General features: G+C 66.3%; 2 protein-coding genes. Both read right to left on the minus strand.

Annotated elements, in window-relative coordinates:
- Window positions 1–369, minus strand: a 369-nt coding sequence (locus tag M2R48_RS21385; RefSeq protein WP_262087641.1) for a glycosyltransferase family 2 protein, incomplete at its 3' end; no start/stop codon positions are given.
- Window positions 362–543 (minus strand): hypothetical protein (locus tag M2R48_RS21390; RefSeq protein WP_262087643.1); only part of this gene is annotated, 182 nt, incomplete at its 5' end. The genes M2R48_RS21385 and M2R48_RS21390, both read right to left, overlap by 8 nt.

Raw genomic sequence — 543 nt, forward strand, 5'->3', positions numbered from 1 at the left:
GCTGTCGTCGTACTCGGGGTAGCCGCAGATCACCGCCGTGGGGTGTCGGCGCGAGGTATCGATGAAGCTCTCGACTTCGCGCAGGTCATGTTGGCCGTCGGCGTCCACTTGCAGGGCATGGGTGAAGCCCAGGCGCGCCGCTTCGCGAAAGCCGGCCATCACCGCGCTGCCCTTGCCTTGGTTGTTCGGCAGGGTGAGCAGGCTGACGTTGTCGAGGGTCGCCAATTGCGCCAGCACCGCCGCGCACGCCGGGCTGCTGCCATCGTCCACCAACAGGCATGGCAGGCCGCTGTCGAGCAGGCTGTGGACCACGGCCGGCACGGCGGTTTCATGGTTGTAGACCGGGATCAGGGCGCAGGGGTTATGCATGCGCAGGCTCCAGTTGAATCCGGCCACTGGAGCAGGCCGCGACGCCGTTGCGGTAGGCGAAATACAGCTTGCTGCGTTGCGGGTCGAAGCGCAGGTGCAGTTCGACGTGGTCGCCGGGGCGCACCAGTTGCTGGAACTTGAGCACTTCCATGCCGGCAAAGGTCGTCGGCAGGT

The organism is Acinetobacter sp. I-MWF, from assembly GCF_025433935.1.
Classification (GTDB): domain Bacteria; phylum Pseudomonadota; class Gammaproteobacteria; order Pseudomonadales; family Moraxellaceae; genus Acinetobacter; species Acinetobacter guillouiae.